The sequence below is a fragment of the Marinobacter sp. MA genome (assembly GCF_048298425.1).
Taxonomy (GTDB): domain Bacteria; phylum Pseudomonadota; class Gammaproteobacteria; order Pseudomonadales; family Oleiphilaceae; genus Marinobacter; species Marinobacter salsuginis.
Genome location: NZ_CP103058.1, coordinates 1216966 through 1231652 on the forward strand (window position 1 = coordinate 1216966; position 14687 = coordinate 1231652).

The following is a 14687-nucleotide window of genomic DNA, read 5'->3' on the forward strand; positions in this document are numbered from 1 at the left end:
GCTCTTCACGGGCAGGCCATGGACGGCCTGGCCAGGACCCTTGCGCGACGCAGGAGCGATTAGCGCAAGGGGCGGAGCCGAGCGTACAGGGAGGTATCCACAGCGTGTTTTGGAAACCCGTCCCGACGCTCGCTCCGAGGCTCGAATGAGCACTCTTACTTGCTACCGGCGTACCCCAGTTCCTTGTCCACCAGGTTGAACAACTCCTCGCCTTTGTGCCAGCGGTCGAAGTTCTCCAGAAACTGGTCGGTCAGGGCCCGCTTCCAGCCGATGAAGTCGCCGGCCATATGGGCGGTCATGGTGACGTTCTCCATGTCCCAGAGCGGGTGATCTTCAGGTAGCGGCTCTTCCTCGAAGACGTCCAGGCCGGCGCCGGCGATTTCGCCATTTTTCAGGGCTGTTATCAGATCATCGGTTTTGACGATCGGGCCGCGGCCGATGTTGATCAGTCGGGCGGACTTTTTCATGGCCTTGAAGGCCTTCTCGTCAAACAGGCCCTCGGTCTGGGGTGTCAGGGGTGCTGCAATTACCACGAAGTCCGCGTGCCCCAGCTGCTCGTAAAGGTCGTCGTTGCCGTGTACCGCAACAAAATCCGGATCCTCTTTTCTCGGTTTGCGGGCAATGCCGTGGGCCTTCAATCCGGCAGCGCCAACCAGCCGGCCGATCTGGCGGCCGATAGAGCCTGCTCCAACAACCAGAACCTGCTTGCCTTCTGCGCGCTCGGTGTCCCGGTGCTTCCACTGGTGCTTCATCTGCAGCCGGATGGAGTTCGGGAAATCCTTGGCGAACATCAGGATGGTGCAGAGCACGTACTCGGCAATGGTGCGGTCGAAAATGCCGCGGGCGTTGGTCACGGTGACATCGCCCTTGATCAGGTCCGGGAACATCAGTGCATCAACGCCAGCACTGGTGGCGTGGATCCATTTCAGCTTGTCTGCCGTGTGCCAGGCGGCCGCCAGGGCCTCTGTGCGAAAGTCCGTCACCATCATGATGTCGGTGCCGGGCAAGGTGTCGCGAAGGGTCGGCTCGTCACAGGCAAAGCGCACATCTGCGCGGGCCCTGACGGCGTCCATTCCTGGCGGTTCCTGTTCCCCGGGTGCGGTGAGAACGGTAACAACAGGTTTGCTGTGCTGAGTCATTGAGCCTCCGCCTATGATGATGAGTGACTGTCTGTGCCTGGTGATCGTCCATGGCCAATTTACAGTCTGGTCGGCAGGTACTGTCGGGTCAACTTGCGGGGCAACAGATTTTGCTCTGACCGCGGTGATGGCGGTACTTTCACGTACATCATCTATATGATTTTTTGTCTTGTAGAGGCTTGCCATACTGACTAACCTGCAGGAGTGGATTCTATTTGCCCCGTTTGCAGGAGGTGTTTATGGCAGAAGCCGCCAACAAAGAAACCGGCCAGACCAAACCGCGTCGAGTGAAGTACCGGAAGAACAAGGCCAGTTGGAACCCTGCCATGCAGGCGATTCCGGTGCCCGGCATCAGGCGCATGGTGAATATGGCGGCCACCATGAAGGATGTCATTCATCTTTCCATCGGTCAGCCGGACCTGCCGACCCCCAAGCACGTCATTGATGCCTATGTCGACGCGCTCAATGCGGGGCAGACCGGCTACACCATGGATGCCGGACTGCCGGAACTGCTGGTGGCCCTGCGCGACTATTATGGCAAGCGTTACAACCGCAAACTGACCCGGGATAACATCCTGATTACCAGCGGCGCCACAGAGGCCATGTACCTGGCCATTTCCGCCACCTCTGCGCCAGGGCGGCAGTTTATCGTAACGGACCCGTCCTTCCTGCTGTATGCGCCCCTGATCCGGATGAATGGTGGCGAGGTGAAATTCGTCCAGACCCGGGCGGAGAACAACCACCAGCTGGATCCGGATGAGGTGATCCGGGCGATGGGGCCCCGCACCTTCGCGCTGATCCTGAACAACCCCAACAACCCGACCGGGGCGGTTTATCCGCGCAGCACTGTTGAAACCATCCTTGAGGAGTGTGCCTACCGGGGCATCCAGGTTTATGCGGACGAAGTCTACGACCATCTGATCTTTGATGATGACGACTTCGCCAGTGTGCTGAACTGCTCGATGGATCTGGACAACATCATGTGCATCAGCAGCTTCTCCAAAACCTACAGTATGGCAGGGCTGCGTGTCGGCTGGGTGATTTCCAGCCAGGCCGCCATAAAATCGCTGCGGCGCTACCATATGTTCACCACGTCGGTGGCCAATACCCCCTCCCAGTTTGCCGGTGTGGCAGCGCTCACGGGGGACCAGCAGTGCGTTCGCGATATGGTCGACATTTACCGGGAACGTCGGGACAAGGTGGTTGAACTGGTTGATCAGACCCCCTACATGACCGGGTACAAGCCGGGCGGTGCGTTTTTTGCGTTTCCTGACCTTCCACCCCATGTGGACGGTTCGGATCTGGCCCTGCGGATGCTGAAGGAAACCGGTGTCTGCATGGTGCCCGGTGATGCCTTCGGTGAAGGTTGTACCAACGCCGTCAGGATCAGTTTCTCCACAACCTGCGAGAAACTGGAAGAGGCGTTTGATCGCGTCATTCCGTGGATGGCCAAACAACAGTTCTGAGGTGATGCCATGTCAGCCCTGGACTCGGTATTGATTCAGTGCCCGTACTGCTGGGAGACGCTGGATATCAGCGTCGACCCGTCAGTGCCGGAACAGGAGTATGTCGAGGATTGCCAGGTCTGCTGCAGGCCCATACTGTTGCGCGTGGTTTTTGACGACAATCTGACGCCTCATGTAGAGGCCCGGGCTGAGAATGAATAGAACATCGCTCTATGTTTGCCGCACGCTTCTGGTCCTGGTGGTGGTGCTTGCCAGCGGCTGCGCCAGTCTGTCGCCTTATTCGATTTCTGAAGGCGAGCTGGAGAGGCATCTCCAGGATGTTGTGAGCGAATTTGATCGAAACCAGTTGAACAGCGGTTCTCCGCTGAGCCTGAGTCTTGATGACGCCGACATCACCCTGGGGCCTGATGGCCGGGACGTGGCAGTAATCGATGTTAGGGGGCAGGTTGCCCTGAATGCGTTGATGGCGAAGCTACCGGTGGATATTGCCCTGAAGGTTGAGGGTGCGCCGGTTTACGACAGCTCGGAGAAAGCCATCTTCATACGGCGATTGCAACTTCTTGAAAGCAGTATCGACTCTCCGTTCTTCAAGGGGGATCTGAAGCCGGTAACCGATACGGTCATGCGGCTGGTGGCCCAGATGCTGGAGACCATGCCGGTATATCGGCTGGACGAAACCGATTTCGCCCAGCGTATGTTCGGTATGATGCCAGTGGATGTGCGCGTGGCGCCTGGCCGGCTGGAATTTGTGATGGCCGACCAGTAGCCCTGGTTTACTGAGACAGTCTCTCGCAGATTGCAGAACCGATTTCGTGGGTGCCACGCCGACGACCTGAGTTTTCGGCAAGGTCTGCAGCCACAGCATCGAACAGTTCCTTCCCTGCGGCGGCAATGGCGGGATCCTTGCGCCCCAGCCATTCGAGCATGCGGGCGGCAGTGAAAAGCATGGCGGTGGGGTCTGCGAGGCCCTGCCCGGCGATATCCGGAGCGCTGCCGTGGGTGGGCTCGAACATCGAGGGCATATCCGGATCGGTGGGATTCAGGTTGCAGGAAGGTGCAACGCCCATGCCTCCTGAAAGCACTGCGGCAAGATCCGTCAGAATGTCACCCTGGAGGTTGCTGGCCACCACGACATCGAAAGCCCAGGGGCTTTGGACAAACTTCATACAGGCGGCGTCCACCAGTTCATGGTGCGTGGCCACATCCGGGTATTCTTTGCTGATTTCGTCAAAGGCTTCGGTGTACATATCACCCCAGTAGCGCAGGGCATTTCGCTTGGTGATCAGGCAAACCTGACTTTCGCAGGTGCGGCCATCCAGTGTCCGGAAGGTCCGCGTCCGGCCTTCCTTGACCCGATCAGCAGCACGGTTTCGCGCCTGTTCGAATCCATAGCGGATGATCCGGTCGGTTGCTTTGCGTGTAAATACCTCCATCTGCGTGGCCACTTCGTCCGGCGTGCCTTTGCGCAACCGCCCGCCCTGGCTGACATATTCACCCTCGGAGTTTTCCCGAATCACAAGCATGTCGATGTCTTTGGCGCGCTCGTCCGCCAGATACTGCCGGGCGCCCGGCAAAAGCCGGGCCGGACGCTCGCAGACCCACTGGTCGAACCCCTTGCGCATGTCCAGCAGCGGGGCCAGGGATATGCTGTCTGGCAACAGGTAGCGGTCCGGATCGTCCATAGGGCCCGGATCGCCAAGGGCGCCCAATAGAATGGCGTCGTATTTCTGAAGCTGGGCGAGGGCATCCGCCGGCATGGATTCACCATGTTCTTCGTGCCAGGCGTGGGAGGGCCAAGGGAATCGCGTCCACTCAAGGTCCAGGCCGTGTTTTGCACGCAGGGCTTCCAGGCAGCGCACAGCCTCGGCCACCACTTCGGGGCCTATGCCGTCGCCCGGGGTTACAGCGATACGGGTAGATTGGGCCATTCGGGAAACTCCTTTTGGGGACAGATACGTATAAACAAACCCCAGTTTAGTCATGTAATCCGGGGATTCCACCGTTTGACATGCTTTAACCACAAAGTGGTTTTACCAGGGAGGGGTTCGCAGCTATATTGGTCAAAAACATGTCTAATAAACACAGTAAAACCGCCAGAACTGCAGTCAGGAGTTGAAGTGAACCAGCCCGCCGTACTTTTTGATGAGTCTCATTGTGAGCAATGTGCCTGTGGAGCAGGACTGGATTTTTCCTTCAGCTTCGCATTTCAGCCAATAGTCGACGTTATCAACAAATCGGTTTTTGCCTATGAAGCCCTGGTGAGGGGCACGGAAGGCGAGGGCGCAATGAGCGTTCTCTCCAAGGTAAATGAGCACAATCGCTACGCGTTTGACCAGGTATGCCGGGTGAAGGCGGTAAAGCTGGCCGCCAGGCTGGGCATGGACACGATGCTCAGCATCAATTTTATGCCGAATGCCGTCTACCGGGCCGAATACTGTATTCGTACAACCCTGGCAGCGGCCAAGACCTACGATTTCGATACCCGTAAAATCATTTTCGAGCTGACCGAGGACGAGGCGCTTAACTCAACCTCGGTCGAACACCTTGTGTCCATCATCGAGGCTTACCAGGAAATGGGGTTCAGTACCGCCATTGATGACTTTGGCGCTGGCTTTTCGCGCTACAACATTATGATGGCGAGCCCGCCCAATCTCCTTAAACTGGATATGGCGCTGGTTCGTAATATCCATACCGAACCCAACAAACAGGCGGTGGTGGCTGGAATCATTACAATGATGACGCAGCTTGGCGGTCAGATAATCGCGGAGGGTGTCGAAACCAAGGAGGAGTATTTCTGGTTGCGCTCTCAGGGTATCAGTCTCTATCAGGGCTACCTGTTTGCCAAGCCGGGTTTCGAGTGCCTTCCGGAGCCCGACTTCCCCACATAAACCGCCTTTGAACTGACAGGAAGGATATCTTGCTATACAGAATGATTACCGTGGTGGGCGGACTGGTTTTCGTCATCATCCTGTTCGCCCTTATCTGGTTTTTCTGCAAGAAATTTCTCGAGCATCATGGTGTTACTGACCAGGTAAAAGACCGGGCCATGGTTCTGGCTACCTGGACCTTCGCCGGTATCAGCGTGGGGCTGGTTTTCGCGGTGGTTGGCGCGTTTGTCCTTGGCCCCTGGGCTTTCTACCGAACCCTCCGGGGCCATGGTGTGGATATATCCGATGGTGCTGCGGTCTGGTGGGGGCTTGGGATCGTAGTGGCCTCCCTGGGCATCACGGCTATCGGTTTTTTCGGTTTCCTGATGCTTGTGGGGGCTTACTGAGTCTTAACTGATAGCCTTCAATTGCTCCCGGAACCAGATCAGCGCTGGTTCCCTCTCATAAGCCTTGTGCCAATAAAGGTGAACATCGATGGACGGCAGGTCTGCTGGCGGATCCATAATCCTGATGTTGGCCCGTTCGGCGATGATTCGGGCATAGGCCTCTGGCATGGTCAGCAGCAGATCGGTTTCCTCCACCACTCTGCAAGCAGCGTAGTAATGCTGGCAGCGTAGTCGTATGCTCCGTTGAACTCCCAGCCTTGATAGCTCGAAGTCTTCAATGCCGGGTCCTTCAGTCCGTGACGACACCAGTACGTGTTTTGCGGACAGGTACCCTTCCATATCCAGAGTGCCGTCTGCCAGTGGATGCCCCTCCCGGGCCAGAACCACCAGTCGGTCGCGCCGCAACAGTTCGTGAGATGTCTGATTGCTCACCGGCAGCAGCACATCCACGGCAAAGTCCAGTTTGCCTGCAGCCAGTTGCGTCTCCATGTCGCGCCGCGCGATCCGCTGGCTGACAATCTCCAGTTCCGGGTAGGCATCCAGACGGTTCATCAGGCGGGGCAGGAAAGTGGATTCGAGAATGTCCCGCAATCCGAGCGAATAGGTTTTACGCTGGGTGGCCGGATCAAAGGCGTGAAACTGGTTTACCGCGCCCTGAATCTGGGTGAGGCCGGGGCGCATGGATTCCAGGAACCGCCGTGCCAGGGGAGTTGGCACCATCTGATTGCCCTGGCGGGTAAACAATTGATCATCAAAATGGTCCCGAAGCCGGGAGAGTGAATGGCTGACGGCCGGCTGGGTCAGATGCAGCGCCCTGGCCGCGCGGGTCAGGCTGCCTTCCCGGTAAATGGTATCGAACACGTGCAACAGGTTCAGATCAAGGCGATTGAGGGCCATGGGTGGAGTCCGTTTACGATTCGTTTTGAATAAGTATGGTTAATAATAAATGATAAGAAAAATTCAGTCGCGTAATAGTTTGGTGATCCTCTAGACTGGCCCTAATGTGATTTTCCGTGCATACCACGGCGCAACAGTCAGCGAGGATACGGCGATGGATTTCAATATTTCCGAGAGAGGCCAGGATTATCTCAACCGCGTGAAGCATTTCATGAAGGATGAGATTTTTCCCATTGAAGAGCAGTACCACAAGGAGCTTGCCTCCCTGGATAACCGCTGGGTGGTGCTTCCGATCATCCGGGAGCTGAAGGAAAAGGCCAAAGCCGAGGGCCTCTGGAACATGTTCTTTCCGGACGACAAATACGGCTGCGGCCTGCTGAACTCCGACTACGCCCTGATTGCCGAGGAAACCGGGCGCAGCTTTATTGCGCCGGAGATCTTCAACTGCAACGCGCCGGATACGGGCAATATGGAAGTACTGATCCACTACGGCTCTGAGGAGCAGAAAGCCGAGTGGTTGCCGCGTTTGCTCAGTGGTGAGATTCGCTCCGCCTTCTGCATGACCGAGCCGGCGGTAGCCTCCTCCGATGCCACCAATATGGAAGCCACCGCCGTTATTGAAGGCGACGAAGTGGTTTTGAACGGTCGCAAATGGTGGAGTACCGGCATCGGGCACCCTGATTGCAAGGTTGCCATCTTCATGGGGCTGACGGATCCGGATGCCCACAAGCACCGTCGCCACTCCATGGTGCTGGTGCCGCTGAACACCCCGGGCGTCAAGATCGAGCGCATGCTGCCGGTATTCGGTGAATACGATGAGCCCTATGGCCATGGCGAGGTGCTGTTCGACAACGTCCGGTTGCCCAAGAGCGCTTTCATTGCCGGTCCGGGCCGCGGGTTCGAGATCGCCCAGGGTCGCCTTGGGCCGGGACGAGTTCACCATTGCATGCGGGCCATCGGCGCAGCGGAGCGCACCCTAGAGATTCTGATCAAGCGTGCAACCACCCGTGAGGCCTTCGGCAAGCCCATCGCCAAGCTGGGCGGCAATCCGGACATCATCGCCAACGCGCGGATGGCCATTGAGCAGGCCCGCCTGCTGACACTGAAATGTGCCTGGGCACTGGATACCAAGGGCATCATGGGGGCGCTTCAGGAAGTCTCCATGATCAAGGCCGTAATTCCGTCCATGCTGCAGACCATTGTCGATCAGGCCATTCAGATTCATGGTGGGGCCGGGGTCAGTGATGACGACTTCCCGCTGACGCAATTGTTTGCCTATGCTCGGGTTCTTCGGTTGGCCGATGGGCCCGACGAGGTGCATCGGGCTATGGTGGCCCGTCTGGAGCTCCGTAAATATAAAAATTGAGAATCTGAATCAGGAGGCTGGATTTGGCGGAAGGGTGTTTCTGAAACACGCTCCTTGCGGCACGTCCCTGTGACGCTTGGGCTCCGCCATCCATGGCTCCGCACAGTTTCAGAAACACCCTTCCGCCAAATCCGTCGTACTTCGGAGTTGGTTTCAGTTTTTAGCAAGATAACAGCGGGGAAGCATTGATGACACAAAGAGTATTCATCACGGGCGGCGCGAGCGGACTTGGCCGCGCCATCGCGCTGCGTTATGCCAAAGAAGGCGCGAAAGTCTGCATTGGCGACATCAATCCGGAGCAGGGCGTTGGTGTTGAGAAAGAGATCAACGCCGCCGGGGGCGAGGGCTACTTCGTTGAGTGTGATGTTCGACGGCTGACGGACTTTGAGAAGGTTCGGGATGATCTGGTGAAGAAATGGGGTGGCGTCGATGTGGTTGTGAACAACGCCGGCGTGGCCTCGGCCGGTTCCATCGAGGACACCACCATGGCGGACTGGGAGTGGATTCTCGATATCAACGTGCTCGGCGTCGTTCGCGGCTGTAAGGCGTTTACACCGCAGTTCAAGCAGCAGGGCTCCGGGGCCTTTGTAAATGTGGCTTCGATGGCAGGGTTGATGCTCGCGCCATTGATGGATAGCTACAATGTGACCAAGGCTGGCGTGATCGCCCTGTCCGAGACACTCAGCCAGGAGCTTCGGGATGCCGGTATTCATGTGAGCTGCGTGTGCCCGGCGTTTTTCCAGACCAATCTGACCAGCAGCATGCGTTCAGATATTCCCGGCATTCAGCAGAACGTGAACAAGCTGATGAAGCGCTCCACGGTAACCGCCGAGGATGTGGCCGAGGATATTTTCCGTTCGGTGAACAACAAGAGCTTCTGGGTGCTGCCCCACGCCAAGGAGCGTCGCATGTGGATGCTCAAGCGCCATGCGCCCAAGGCGTTTGACTGGCTGATGCACCAGGAAAGCAAGCGCTGGATGAGCAAGATGGGTGGCAGCAAGGCCTGATGGCGCCGTTTTTAACTGTCTCAAAGTGAAGATTCAAAAGGAGAGTCCTGAATGACCCAGATCGACCAGGCCGTGGACATCCGGGAAGGTGAGGAACTGGACGCCGGCGCGGTAGACCGGTTCATGAAAGCGGCGATTCCGGACCTGCAAGGCGAGCCGGAGATTCGTCAATACCCGGGTGGCGCCTCCAATCTGACCTACCAGGTGGATTACGGTGATCGCTCCTATGTTCTGCGCCGGCCCCCGTTCGGCAAGATCGCCAAGTCCGCCCACGACATGCTGCGTGAGGCGAAGGTTATGCGGGCGCTCAAGCCGGTCTATCCCTATGTGCCCAATATCATTGCCATCTGCGATGATCACGACGTGCTGGGTTGCGATTTCTACGTGATGGAGCGGTTGAAGGGCATTATCCTGCGCCAGGACTTTCCGAAGGATTTCGAGCTCAGTGAAGCCGATACCCACAAGCTTTGCCTGAATGTGATCGACAAGCTGGTGGATCTTCACCGGGTTGATGCCAAAGCCGCAGGCCTGGACAAGCTGGGCAAAGGCGAGGGTTATGTGCAACGCCAGATTGGCGGCTGGAGTGACCGCTTCCGCAAGGCCCGCACCGACGATGTGGGCGACTTTGAGCAGGTCATGGGCTGGCTCAACGACAAGATGCCCGAAGACATTGCCCAGGTGGTGATCCACAACGATTTCCGCTTCGACAACGTGGTGCTGAATCCGGACAACCCGTTCGAGGTGATCGGCGTGCTGGACTGGGAGATGGCCACCATCGGCGATCCGCTGATGGATCTGGGTAACAGTCTCGCCTACTGGATCGAAGCCGATGATGAAGGCCCGTTCCAGATGCTGCGCCGGCAGCCGACCCATCGCCCGGGCATGCTCACCCGCAAGGAAGTGGTGGAGTATTACATGGAGAAATCCGGCTTCAAGGTCGACAACTTCGACTTCTATGAGATCTACGGCTTGTTCCGGCTCGCGGTGATTATCCAGCAGATCTATTACCGGTTCTATCATGGCCAGACCAAAGACAAGCGGTTCGCTGCCTTTGGCCATGCAGCCAATTATCTTGAGAAGCGCTGCCAGCGACTGATTGCGGAGAGCACCCTGTAATGGCGACGATTTATCTGGTTCGCCACGGCCAGGCCAGTTTTGGCAAGGAGAACTACGACCAGCTGTCTCCCACCGGCTGGGAGCAGGGCAGGGTGCTTGGCCGCTGGATGGCTGGCAAAGTGGACCCGGCCGCGATTTTCGGGGGCGATCTGGAGCGCCACCGGGAAACGGTGGAGGCCATCGCCACCGGCTACGGCAGTGCACTGCCGGATATGCAGGTAGCTCCGGGTTTCAACGAGTTCGACCATACCACAGTGGTGGCCCGATACCGCCCGGAGTGGAGTGACCGTGCGGTCATGGCTCGGGATCTCAAGGCATTCCCGAAGCCGGCCAAAGCGTTTCAGGAGGCCTTTGTGCATGCGGTGCGTCGATGGGCCTCGGGCGAATTTGATCATGAGTACGAGGAAAGTTGGCCTGACTTCAAGGCCCGGGTTCTGGCAGCGTTCGAGGAGATGATTGAGTACGCTGATGGCGGTGACGTGTTGGTGGCCACCTCTGGCGGACCGATTTCCGTGATTGCCCAGTATCTGCTTGGGCTGGACGATGCCCGGGCACTCGCCCTGAATGAGGGGATCGCGAATACCAGCGTTTCGCGGGTCCTGTATTCAGGCCCCCGGCGCAGCCTGGCCGTTTTTAACAACTACAGCCACCTGGAAGCGGATGACCCCGCCCTGGTGACATTCCGATAGTGAATCGAGGTGAACGAATGAGCAGCAAGAACCTGTTTGATCTGACCGGCAAGGTTGCCCTGATTACCGGCGCCAGCCGCGGCATCGGCGAAAGCATTGCCCGGACCCTGGCCGAGTACGGCGCGCACGTCATCGTCAGCAGCCGCAAGATCGATGGCTGCGAGGCCGTGGCCAGCAGCATCCGGGATGCCGGCGGCAGCGCCGAAGCTTACGCCTGCCACATTGGTGAGATGGATCAGATCGACAGCATCTGGGCCCACATTGAGCAGACCCATGGCAAACTGGACATTCTGGTAAACAACGCAGCCGCCAATCCCTACTTCGGGCCGGTTGAAGATACCGATCTGGGTGCCTTCAACAAAACCGTGGATGTGAATATCCGGGGCTATTTCTTCATGTGTGCCCGGGGCGCCCAGATGATGAAGAAAGCCGGTGGCGGTTCCATCGTGAATGTTGCATCCGTGAACGGGGTTAATCCGGGGCACTACCAGGGAATTTACTCGGTCACCAAGGCTGCCGTGATCTCCATGACCAAATCCTTTGCCATGGAGCTGGGGCAGCAGAAGATCCGGGTTAATGCACTGCTGCCGGGGCTGACCGATACCAAGTTCGCCAGCGCCCTCACTACCAATGAGGCGATCAAGAAGCAGGCCATGGCTCATATTCCCATGAAGCGTGTGGCAGACCCAAGCGAGATGGCCGGTACCGTGCTTTATCTGGTGTCTGATGCGTCGAGCTATACCACTGGCGCCTGCATTAATGCGGATGGTGGTTACCTGACAGTCTGAAGCTTATCTGAAGTTGAGGCGGGGTCGGATGATTGCTTTCATCTGACCTCGTTTCGATCAACCTGAACGTTCAGGCTGGCGAGCAGGTAAGCGCTGCAAAGTCACTGTTGAGCTCTACCGCCCGGTTCTGCAGGTGGGCAAGCGTTGCAGCGTCACCTGCCGTTATCAGGTCATGCATCAGCGAGGCCATGGCCACCCGACTCTCTGCCATCATGGCTTTGTAATCCTCGCCCCGCACTTCCTCGGAATTGAGAATCAGGTATTCCAGTTCCGCCTCAAACGTCGGCTCTTTTCTTCTTTCAAGTGCCTCAAGTAAGGCCAGTTGCCAGTTCCTGCGGCCCTGCAGCCAGATTTCAGTCTGGGCGCCCCGGTTGGCAGACCATTGCCGCACGATGTCGCGCTGCTTGTTGTTCAGATCCCCCAACCAACGCTCAACCCGCTCTGCTGTCCTTTCGGCCCGGGCTTCGGCAGTCGCTTCCGGGGAATCGGCCAGAAACTCCTCTTCCATTTCCCGCTGACTCCGAGCCATGTTTTCCGCCAACTCGTTGACCTGCTTGTCGCTCAGGCTTGAAAGCAGATTTGCCGCTACCGGTGTTGCCCGCTCCAAAAGACTGGGGAAGAAACCGAAAAGCCGTTGTTGGTGGTATTCGACAGTGGCCTGATCGGGCGGGCTACTGGCTACGTCCGACTCAAGCTCATCCAGCCATGCCTGGTAGCGGGGCAACTCGGCACTGCAATGCCATTGGCGTAGTTGCTCAATATCGCTGTTGAGCTGCTGTTTCTGGTCGGCCGTCAGTGTCACGTAGTCTTCTACCCACCACACGATGCCCCAGTCCGCGTATCGATAAGCGAGCTTGGTTGAACTGCAGCCAACCAGAGCAAACGCCAGTACCAGAATTAGGACAAACGGTTTGGAAAAGCCGGGTGCCCCGTGTTTGGCAGTATCCATGGCCCACCTGTCTTGGTAAAAAGGCTTATCGAAAAAAGATTGCAAGCTCACTATCATTTCAGGTTTGAGTGACAACAGTGTACGTCATATCACCCCTTTCAGATGCTGTTCCGGGGATCCTTGGAGCATTGTTCAGGAGAAGTCATGAGTAAAATGAGACTTTCACGTCTACGCCAGCTGATTTTCGGTTTTTACATGTCCGGAATTATGTCGCTGCTGATGTCCGGGGTGATCACCTTCATCAACACGGGCATCGACGGTGAATTCCACTACCGGTGGGGGCCCGCTTTTCTCGTTGCCTGGGCCGTTGCTTTTCCGCTCGTGACTTTCATCGCGCCGCTTGCCGGGAAGATGACTGAGTTCACCATGCGCAGGTTCGATTAATTGCGTACATCTGTAAGCTTAAATGTTAAAAGTTGCAAATCCGTTCTTTCTGACTCCCCGTAAATGCAGTGACGCACGATTCATGGACGGAAATTGTGCAGGTTCGAACCACTCAAATCCTGGTAAACAACCTCAAAAGTGGGGAGTGTGAAAAATGAAGACAAAATACGCTTTACCGATGGTTTTGGCGGGCAGTGTCGCGCTGTCCGGGTGTTGGCTGGATGACGACGATGATCCGGCAACCACCAGTGTCCGAATCCTGCATGCGTCTTCGGATGCACCTGCGGTTAATGTTCTTGTGAATGGTGATGTCGTCGTTCCGGGAGCGGATTACAAGCAGGCCGCGGTTCTGGCGCCGAGTGCCGGTCTCGCTGATATCGCTGTCGATGGATTGCTGCCGGGCGGTGAAACGGTGACAGTGATTTCTGCCGATGGGGTTTCGCTGCGTTCCGATACCAGCTATGACGTAATTGCAGTCGGAAAAGTAGGTGACGAGACCATTGAGCCGCTGATTCTGACCGATGATGGCGCCCGTGAAGATGCTGATAGTGCGCGTTTGCGAGTTGTCCATCTGTCGCCTGAGGCCCAGACCGCCGCCGCTGGTCCTGTCGATGTTTATGTCACGGCTTCAGGCGACCCGCTTCCCGCCGAAGCTACCTTCAGCTTCTCCTTCAAGGAGAGTGTAGGCCCGTTGGAGCTTCCTGCCTCAAACGACTATCAGATTCGGGTTACCCCTGCAGGCTCCGATACTGTTGTCTTTGATAGTGGCCAAATCGGCTTGCCAGCAGGTTCTGATCTTCTGGTCGGCGCCGTTGACAATACTGGCGCCAATGGCGATGCAAGCCCTATCAGCTTGGTCGTGCTGAACGGCAGTAATGTTGCCGAAATTTTCGATGCAGGCCAGGACGCTGGCGTGCGCGTTGTGCATGCCTCTTCCAACGCACCCAACGTTGATGTTTTTGTTGGAGAAACAGGTCCGGCGGCCCTCTCTGACATTCCGTTCGGCGGTGTTTCTCCGTTCGCCTTCCTCGATGGTTATGCTGCTTTGCCGGCGGGCGATACCCGAGTTCGGGTTGCTGCCGCTGGAACCGGTCTCAGCGGTGGCCAGGTTGTCATTGACGAAACACTGCCACTCGTCAACGGCCAGGGCTACAGCGTTCTTGCGGTCGGACAGTTGGAAAACATCGAAGCGCTCGTCGCAGAGGATACTGTTCGCAGCATCGCGACCCAGGCCTCTTTGAGAATTGTTCACGCGTCTACTGCTGCCGGCAATGTCGACATCTATCTGGTGCCGGGCACTCAGGACGGTATCGGTAACGCTGATCCGGCTCTGGCAGACGTGCCCTTCAAAGCGGTAACAGATTACCTGCCGATCGCGGATGGCACCTATAACGTCTACATCGCGCCAACAGGCACAGGCACACCGGCGATCACCGCCGAAGGTGTTGAGCTGAATGCAGGTGGCGTCTACACGGTGGTTGCGCGGGATGCGGATCCTGATAATGCAGATCCGGCGCTGCAAGCGTTGGGGCTTATTCTGTTCGATGACTTCGTTGGGGAGCCCCAGTAAAATTTGTTGTTAGGGCTTTGAATGAGCCCCGGCCACGGCCGG

General features: G+C 57.4%; 16 protein-coding genes. 12 read left to right on the forward strand and 4 right to left on the reverse strand.

The features are described 5' to 3' along the window. Positions 1–155 precede the first annotated feature (155 nt). A complete protein-coding gene (locus tag NUW46_RS05695; RefSeq protein WP_418141587.1) occupies positions 156–1139 on the reverse strand; it encodes a D-2-hydroxyacid dehydrogenase in 984 nt (327 codons plus the stop codon). Between the two features lie 239 nt (positions 1140–1378). Between NUW46_RS05695 and NUW46_RS05700 the strand changes: the two genes are divergently transcribed. From NUW46_RS05700 to NUW46_RS05710, 3 genes are read left to right on the forward strand one after another with little or no spacing between them, the layout of a single operon-like run. Continuing rightward, complete coding sequence (locus tag NUW46_RS05700; RefSeq protein ID WP_136629632.1) at positions 1379–2605, forward strand: pyridoxal phosphate-dependent aminotransferase; 1227 nt, start codon at positions 1379–1381, stop codon at positions 2603–2605. Between the two features lie 9 nt (positions 2606–2614). Next, positions 2615–2806, forward strand: coding sequence for a CPXCG motif-containing cysteine-rich protein (locus NUW46_RS05705; protein WP_069184151.1), 192 nt, complete (start codon positions 2615–2617; stop codon positions 2804–2806). Next, on the forward strand, positions 2799–3371 hold the full coding sequence (locus tag NUW46_RS05710) for a DUF1439 domain-containing protein (protein ID WP_418141588.1): 573 nt from the start codon (positions 2799–2801) through the stop codon (positions 3369–3371). Before NUW46_RS05705 ends, NUW46_RS05710 begins: the two co-directional genes overlap by 8 nt. A gap of 7 nt (positions 3372–3378) precedes the next feature. On the opposite strand, the gene NUW46_RS05715 is transcribed toward NUW46_RS05710, so the two are convergent. Further along, positions 3379–4533 carry an isocitrate/isopropylmalate dehydrogenase family protein gene (locus NUW46_RS05715; RefSeq protein ID WP_291909761.1) on the reverse strand — a complete coding sequence of 385 codons (1155 nt, stop codon included), beginning with the start codon at positions 4531–4533 and terminating at the stop codon, positions 3379–3381. A 189-nt stretch (positions 4534–4722) separates the two neighbouring features. On the opposite strand from NUW46_RS05715, the gene NUW46_RS05720 reads away from it, so the two are divergent. Together NUW46_RS05720 and NUW46_RS05725 are read left to right on the forward strand one after the other, a co-directional pair. Beyond that, complete coding sequence (locus tag NUW46_RS05720; RefSeq protein WP_222466278.1) at positions 4723–5493, forward strand: EAL domain-containing protein; 771 nt, start codon at positions 4723–4725, stop codon at positions 5491–5493. A 29-nt stretch (positions 5494–5522) separates the two neighbouring features. Beyond that, complete coding sequence (locus NUW46_RS05725; protein WP_228289983.1) at positions 5523–5879, forward strand: hypothetical protein; 357 nt, start codon at positions 5523–5525, stop codon at positions 5877–5879. A 3-nt stretch (positions 5880–5882) separates the two neighbouring features. On the opposite strand, the gene NUW46_RS05730 is transcribed toward NUW46_RS05725, so the two are convergent. Then, complete coding sequence (locus tag NUW46_RS05730) at positions 5883–6776, reverse strand: LysR family transcriptional regulator (RefSeq protein WP_418141589.1); 894 nt, start codon at positions 6774–6776, stop codon at positions 5883–5885. 154 nt (positions 6777–6930) lie between these two features. Here NUW46_RS05730 and NUW46_RS05735 point away from each other — a divergent pair, with 154 nt between their 5' ends. The 5 genes from NUW46_RS05735 to NUW46_RS05755 all read left to right on the forward strand — a co-directional run bounded on the left by NUW46_RS05735 (position 6931) and on the right by NUW46_RS05755 (position 11742). Continuing rightward, the gene (locus tag NUW46_RS05735; RefSeq protein ID WP_418141590.1) at positions 6931–8142 is read left to right on the forward strand and encodes an acyl-CoA dehydrogenase family protein; all 1212 of its coding nucleotides are present in this window, start codon (positions 6931–6933) and stop codon (positions 8140–8142) included. A 188-nt stretch (positions 8143–8330) separates the two neighbouring features. Further along, on the forward strand, positions 8331–9149 hold the full coding sequence (locus tag NUW46_RS05740) for an SDR family oxidoreductase (RefSeq protein ID WP_008176103.1): 819 nt from the start codon (positions 8331–8333) through the stop codon (positions 9147–9149). A gap of 51 nt (positions 9150–9200) precedes the next feature. Continuing rightward, positions 9201–10265 (forward strand): phosphotransferase family protein, encoded by a 1065-nt coding sequence (locus NUW46_RS05745; RefSeq protein WP_418141591.1) that lies wholly within the window; start codon positions 9201–9203, stop codon positions 10263–10265. Further along, on the forward strand, positions 10265–10954 hold the full coding sequence (locus tag NUW46_RS05750) for a histidine phosphatase family protein (RefSeq protein ID WP_418141592.1): 690 nt from the start codon (positions 10265–10267) through the stop codon (positions 10952–10954). The genes NUW46_RS05745 and NUW46_RS05750 overlap by 1 nt, the downstream gene beginning before the upstream one ends. A gap of 17 nt (positions 10955–10971) precedes the next feature. After that, on the forward strand, positions 10972–11742 hold the full coding sequence (locus tag NUW46_RS05755; protein ID WP_069184160.1) for an SDR family oxidoreductase: 771 nt from the start codon (positions 10972–10974) through the stop codon (positions 11740–11742). 70 nt (positions 11743–11812) lie between these two features. Here NUW46_RS05755 and NUW46_RS05760 read toward each other — a convergent pair whose 3' ends face one another. Beyond that, on the reverse strand, positions 11813–12691 hold the full coding sequence (locus tag NUW46_RS05760) for a DUF6279 family lipoprotein (RefSeq protein WP_418141593.1): 879 nt from the start codon (positions 12689–12691) through the stop codon (positions 11813–11815). A gap of 144 nt (positions 12692–12835) precedes the next feature. Here NUW46_RS05760 and NUW46_RS05765 point away from each other — a divergent pair, with 144 nt between their 5' ends. Both NUW46_RS05765 and NUW46_RS05770 read left to right on the forward strand, forming a co-directional pair. Beyond that, positions 12836–13075, forward strand: a complete 240-nt coding sequence (locus NUW46_RS05765) for a DUF2798 domain-containing protein (RefSeq protein WP_041645013.1) — start codon at positions 12836–12838, stop codon at positions 13073–13075. 154 nt (positions 13076–13229) lie between these two features. Further along, complete coding sequence (locus tag NUW46_RS05770; RefSeq protein WP_418141594.1) at positions 13230–14645, forward strand: DUF4397 domain-containing protein; 1416 nt, start codon at positions 13230–13232, stop codon at positions 14643–14645. Positions 14646–14687: the final 42 nt, after the last annotated feature.

Excerpts from the sequence above, each read along its gene's own strand:
- NUW46_RS05730 (WP_418141589.1), bottom strand. The coding sequence starts at position 6,776 with ATGGCCCTCAATCGCCTTGATCTGAACCTGTTGCACGTGTTCGATACC.
- NUW46_RS05705 (WP_069184151.1), top strand. The coding sequence starts at position 2,615 with ATGTCAGCCCTGGACTCGGTATTGATTCAGTGCCCGTACTGCTGGGAG.
- NUW46_RS05765 (WP_041645013.1), top strand. The coding sequence starts at position 12,836 with ATGAGTAAAATGAGACTTTCACGTCTACGCCAGCTGATTTTCGGTTTT.
- NUW46_RS05695 (WP_418141587.1), bottom strand. The coding sequence starts at position 1,139 with ATGACTCAGCACAGCAAACCTGTTGTTACCGTTCTCACCGCACCCGGG.
- NUW46_RS05745 (WP_418141591.1), top strand. The coding sequence starts at position 9,201 with ATGACCCAGATCGACCAGGCCGTGGACATCCGGGAAGGTGAGGAACTG.
- NUW46_RS05710 (WP_418141588.1), top strand. The coding sequence starts at position 2,799 with ATGAATAGAACATCGCTCTATGTTTGCCGCACGCTTCTGGTCCTGGTG.
- NUW46_RS05750 (WP_418141592.1), top strand. The coding sequence starts at position 10,265 with ATGGCGACGATTTATCTGGTTCGCCACGGCCAGGCCAGTTTTGGCAAG.
- NUW46_RS05740 (WP_008176103.1), top strand. The coding sequence starts at position 8,331 with ATGACACAAAGAGTATTCATCACGGGCGGCGCGAGCGGACTTGGCCGC.
- NUW46_RS05700 (WP_136629632.1), top strand. The coding sequence starts at position 1,379 with ATGGCAGAAGCCGCCAACAAAGAAACCGGCCAGACCAAACCGCGTCGA.
- NUW46_RS05735 (WP_418141590.1), top strand. The coding sequence starts at position 6,931 with ATGGATTTCAATATTTCCGAGAGAGGCCAGGATTATCTCAACCGCGTG.
- NUW46_RS05760 (WP_418141593.1), bottom strand. The coding sequence starts at position 12,691 with ATGGATACTGCCAAACACGGGGCACCCGGCTTTTCCAAACCGTTTGTC.
- NUW46_RS05755 (WP_069184160.1), top strand. The coding sequence starts at position 10,972 with ATGAGCAGCAAGAACCTGTTTGATCTGACCGGCAAGGTTGCCCTGATT.
- NUW46_RS05770 (WP_418141594.1), top strand. The coding sequence starts at position 13,230 with ATGAAGACAAAATACGCTTTACCGATGGTTTTGGCGGGCAGTGTCGCG.
- NUW46_RS05715 (WP_291909761.1), bottom strand. The coding sequence starts at position 4,533 with ATGGCCCAATCTACCCGTATCGCTGTAACCCCGGGCGACGGCATAGGC.